General features: G+C 32.7%; 4 protein-coding genes. All 4 read right to left on the bottom strand.

Annotation, left to right across the window (positions count from 1 at the left end; all coding sequences use genetic code 11):
• Positions 1-286 precede the first annotated feature (286 nt).
• A complete protein-coding gene (locus JAO71_RS15630; RefSeq protein WP_203001721.1) occupies positions 287-1,306 on the bottom strand; it encodes a hypothetical protein in 1,020 nt (339 codons plus the stop codon).
• Between the two features lie 163 nt (positions 1,307-1,469).
• Positions 1,470-2,177 carry an SIMPL domain-containing protein gene (locus JAO71_RS15625; protein ID WP_116822557.1) on the bottom strand — a complete coding sequence of 236 codons (708 nt, stop codon included), beginning with the start codon at positions 2,175-2,177 and terminating at the stop codon, positions 1,470-1,472.
• A gap of 548 nt (positions 2,178-2,725) precedes the next feature.
• On the bottom strand, positions 2,726-3,646 hold the full coding sequence (locus tag JAO71_RS15620) for a PorP/SprF family type IX secretion system membrane protein (protein ID WP_054850776.1): 921 nt from the start codon (positions 3,644-3,646) through the stop codon (positions 2,726-2,728).
• 10 nt (positions 3,647-3,656) lie between these two features.
• The coding region (locus tag JAO71_RS15615) for a T9SS type B sorting domain-containing protein (RefSeq protein ID WP_203001720.1) at positions 3,657-5,045 on the bottom strand (1,389 nt) is incomplete at its 5' end.

Raw genomic sequence — 5,045 nt, 5'->3', positions numbered from 1 at the left:
CGACTAAAAGTTTGGTTTCTAAAGTGGCTTTTTGGTAGCTTTTTTTTCGCCAGTGTTCATTTTGTGTTTTCATAAGTGACTGTAATTAATTGTTTGATTTTTAGTCAACCTATTTCAGGAAAGTTCAAGTCTTAAATGTGCTACAACGTTTTTGTATATGGTTTGTTTGTTGCGTGTTTTAAGTGCCTAATTTAGCAAATAAAAACCGAATAGAAAATCCGTGAGGATTTTCGTAAGTAGGCTAGAACTAGCAATAAATTATATACGGTGTTGCCATTTCGTTTTTTTATTCTGTATTTCCTTTTGTTACATTTCTTACTATTTCCACTATTGGGTTTGGATTTGTACTTTCTCCTTCTTTTTTTAAATATCCCGTATTTTGATGAGAAAAAATAGTATTAGTAGCTTGAATTAAAACTGCTGCTTTTCTTTCTTCATCTGCTGAATCTATAAAAGTGTTATAAGTTCCTAAACAATTAGCTCTATGTTGATTCACATTTTGGTTGTGTTTTTCAGCAAAATAATTTTTCACACACAAAACAACTGCGTATGAAACTAATGAAACTAATGCTGCTCCAAATATACCAACTTGAATTCTTAATGTCTTATCGCTTACAATCCAAATAACTATTATTAAAATCGAAATGATTACGATAGAATTTAATACTAATAAGCCTGTTGCATTTTTTCTCCAAGTTTTAGCATTCGTTTTATGCTTTTCTGCTTGACTACCAAAAATATCAGAATGTTTACTAACACCACCTTTTGATAATTCCGTTTTTGCGGAATTTAGAATACTTGTAATTTCATTTTCAGAACTTTTAACTCCTTTAATTATCTTCTCAAGTTCTTTAACTTTTTTCGAAGCTATTGAATCATCTTGAGATTTTCTGTTTTCTAAAGTAATAGCTTCTAAAATTATTTGCCAGATTTTTTCTTTTTCTTTTTCAAAGTAACCATTTCCACCTTGATTTGCTTTATAGGTGAAAAATTGAACAGTTCTTTGTTTTTGTTGCGAATCTGTTTGGTTTGGATTTTTTTCGGTAGTTTGAATTTTTCCTATTTCCTCAAAAATAGGATTCAGAGCACTATTTAAAATATTAAACCTGCTTTCTGGTAATTCGTATAAATTTTCAAGAGAAATGTTAAGCAAATAATCTTTTAATTCTTTAATTTGAGGCTTAATTTCATTATAAATTAATACTCCTTTATCTTGATCAGAATTTGTAATTAAATCATCAATAGTTGAATTCGTAATTGACATAATCTTGTCAAAAAGTTTCTCTCGATTATCTTTTTCTGTCATAATTCTAATTCGTTCTTAAATGAATGGCAACGGTTGGTGTATGATTTCGTTGCGTTTTTAAGTACTAAAGTTAGCAAATAAATCACAGATAGAAAGTCCGCGAGGACTTTCGTAAGTAAGCTCTAACTAGCAATGAATTATACACATTGTTAGGCAACGTTTTTTATTCAATTGTAAATTTCACTTTTACTTTTGTTGAAAACTTCATTTTCTCAAAATCAATCACAATGTCTTCTTGAGCTCGACTTCCATAAATACTCGAATATCCTCTTATTTGCACACCTGCAACTCTACCTTGTAATTGACTTGTTATTGATTCAGTTTCTAAATCCGAAATGTAAATAGCTTTTCCGATTTTCTGATTTAGAGGTTCAACCATTTTTTCGGCATTCTGTTTTGCCTTTAAAATTGCTTTTGCTTTTAAATTCAGTAATAATTGGTCAGATTTAGAATATTCCGTTTTTGTAATAGATACGTTTGATATTTCTTCACGTTCCAATCCTGCCATTACTTTTCCAACAGTTTGTGCATCATTAACAATTAATGAATACATTTTGGTTTTTAGTATTTTTTGTCCGCTTAAAAAGTATTTTTTGAAATCGCTACTATAATCTAAAAGCGAAAGGTTTTTTTCTAAATCAAGTTTTAGTGAATTCAAAACTCTCAACATTGAAGCCTCCAATTCCTCTGTTGATTTTCGATTTCGGTTGTCTTCTTCGTTCAATATTATTACCAGATGAATTTTGTTTGGTGTAACTAAAGTGTCGATTTCCGCAATTGTTTCTAAAAATGGTTGATCAATAAAGTTCTTGCTTTGAGCAAACGTTTGAATTGTTAAAAATCCGATAAGAATGAGTACGATGTTTTTCATTGGTTTAATTGTTATAGTTCTTTATTTTTATCGAAGCTATAATTTTAATTGTTTTTTCGAAAGTCAGAATGAGTGAACTGTCCATTTCAATTAGTTTGTTAATATTCTGCGAGTTTTTTTTCAAATGTTGCCTAACTGGTTATATGACAACTAATATAGTTGTTTTTGGGGTTATATTTCCCGTTATGACAACTTTTAGTAACTTATATCAAATAAGTTTCATTTTATTATAGCTGTATAATTAAAAGCTAAATTACAATAATGCACTTGCAAGTACAATACGTATAACTACGTATTTTTGATTAGCCTCTATCATTAAAGGTATTGGATTGCGATTGCTTTTAACTTGTCATATTCTGGAGGTGTTTTATCTAGGGTTCTGTTAATACCTCTTTTATTTTGTAATCAATATCAACACTGTATTTATTGTGTTTTGAATGACAACTATTAATGAATCTGCCCATTTTGGATTTTTAAATGCATTTATATAAAACAAAAACAGACACTAATTAAAGCGTCTGTTTTTGTTTATGGATGTACTGAAAAAATTAATCATTACTGTAACCGTCACCAAGTTGAAGGCTTAGTATTATACCATGTGTACTTCCAAAAGTTGTGTTTTTGTTAGCTAGGTTGTAAGTGTATATTGCACGTAAATGCTTATACAGATAGACTCCGGCTAAAAAGTTTATAGCATTACTGGTTCTATACCCTGTACCAATTTCTAGTTTGTTTTTATAACTAAGTGACACATTAAAATCTGCTTGAAGTGGTGCGCCTTCTTCGTGTTTTAGCAGGATATTTGGTTTGATCATAAAATCTTTAAAACGATTATTATAAAAACGGTACCCAATGTAGCCATAATAGGGACTGTTTAATACTAAATCACTATCGGACGCTAGACGGTCTCCCATAACATTAGGTGTCGAAAGTCCAACATAAAATGAGGCATGATTGAATAGAACGCTGAACCCTATTGTAGGAATTGTTGCGTTTATATCTTGTGAGAACTTAGGGTCGTCTAAAATCCCCAATTCTGTTAAGTTATTTTGATACTGTTGTAATCCAGCAGTGATACCAAAAGATAAGACTCCAGCGTCATACAATTGCCAATACGGTCTATTGCTTTTAAAGTCGAAAAATATTTTATAAGAATAGGCAGCGAAAAAAGCGGTAGAGGTTGTGACCCCAATTTTATCACGTGTTATACCAGCACCAATTCCTATTTTGTTTCTATTTAAAGATCCGTGTCCACTAAAAGAGAAACTTTTTGGGCTGCCATCAAATTGATTGAAAAAGCCAGTATTGCTTAATGTAAACTCTGTATTTTCTGTTAACCCAGCGTATGCTGGGTTAATGATAAATGGGTTATAGTTATACTCTGAAAAAGTAGGGGTTTGTTGTGCTTTTAAGCAGTAGGTGAACCCTATAATTATGACAAGTGTGATTGTTTTTTTTGTAATATTCATTGCTTTGGGATTATCTTTTTATAATTACGAATCCTTTTAATTTGTCGAAATTATGAGGGCCATCAATATCAAAATGGAAGAAGTAAGTTCCTTCTGGTAATACATCTGCACCCATTTTAGTCTTTTTATTGGCTATACCTTTAAAGACATTAGTGGTGTTATTATAATTTTCAATTTGAAATACCATATCTCCCCAACGGTTAAAAATGGTAACGGTGTTGTTAGGATTCATTTCTATACCTTCGATATGCCAGAAGTCGTTTATACCATCGTTATCTGGTGAGAAACCATATTTTACATCATTTTTAGGAATTGTTAATGTTGTAAAACTACTTTCTGAACAGCCCTGTGCCTCACCGTCAGCGTTGTAAGGTGTTACGGTCACGAAGTACGATTGGTTTTGAATTAAGTCATCCACTACAGTATACGAGGTTGTGTTACCAACATCTTGATTATTTACAATATCAGTCCCACCAGATGTAGAGCCTATAGAGATGGTGTAACCGTCAGCTGTAGCAACCAACTCCCAGTCAATACTAGTGTCTAAAACAACGTCAGTTTCATTATTGATTGGATTAATTAATGTTGTACATGTCGGAGGGTATAGTAATGTTTCAGTCGTAAATGCTTCCTCAGCACACCCTATTGCATTACCCACTGCGTTGTATGGTGTAATGGTAACATATATTGTTGCTGTTTCTGGTAAGTACGATGTTAGGTTGTAAGTGGTTACATTACCAACATCTTGGTTATCTATAATATCCGTTCCACCAGAAGTTGTCCCTACAGTGATACTATATCCAGTTGCATCAGTTGCCGCATTCCAAGTTAAATCCGTAGTAATGTCTACGTCAGTTGCGTTGTCTAGTGGACTAGTCAAAGTTGTACAGTTAGGAGGTGTAGGTAGTGTTTCAGTTGTAAATGTTTCCTCAGAACATCCTACTGCATTACCCACCGCGTTGTATGGTGTAATGGTAACATATATGGTTGTTGTTTCAGGTAAATCAGATACCAAGTTGTAAGTTGTTACATTACCAAGATCTTGGTTATTTACAATGTCCGTTCCACCAGAAGTTGTCCCTACCGAGATACTATATCCAGTTGCGTCAGTCGCCGCATTCCAACTTAAATCTGTAGTAATATCTACGTCAGTTGCATTGTCTAGTGGACTAGTTAAAGTGGTACAGTTAGGAGGCGTAGGTAGCGTTTCAGTTGTAAATGCTTCCTCAGAACATCCTACTGCATTACCCACCGCGTTATATGGTGTAATGGTAACATATATGGTTGTTGTTTCAGGTAAATCTGATACCAAGTTGTAAGTTGTTACATCTCCAAGATCTTGGTTATCTATAATATCCGTTCCACCAGAAGTTGTCCCTACCGAGATACTATATCCAGT

Source organism: Olleya sediminilitoris (assembly GCF_016785945.1).
Classification (GTDB): Bacteria; Bacteroidota; Bacteroidia; order Flavobacteriales; family Flavobacteriaceae; genus Olleya; species Olleya sediminilitoris.
This window is presented reverse-complemented; position numbering and strand designations above follow the sequence as displayed.

Coding starts and splice junctions, on each gene's coding strand:
- JAO71_RS15630 (WP_203001721.1), bottom strand. CDS start 1,306: ATGACAGAAAAAGATAATCGAGAGAAACTTTTTGACAAGATTATGTCA.
- JAO71_RS15625 (WP_116822557.1), bottom strand. CDS start 2,177: ATGAAAAACATCGTACTCATTCTTATCGGATTTTTAACAATTCAAACG.
- JAO71_RS15620 (WP_054850776.1), bottom strand. CDS start 3,646: ATGAATATTACAAAAAAAACAATCACACTTGTCATAATTATAGGGTTC.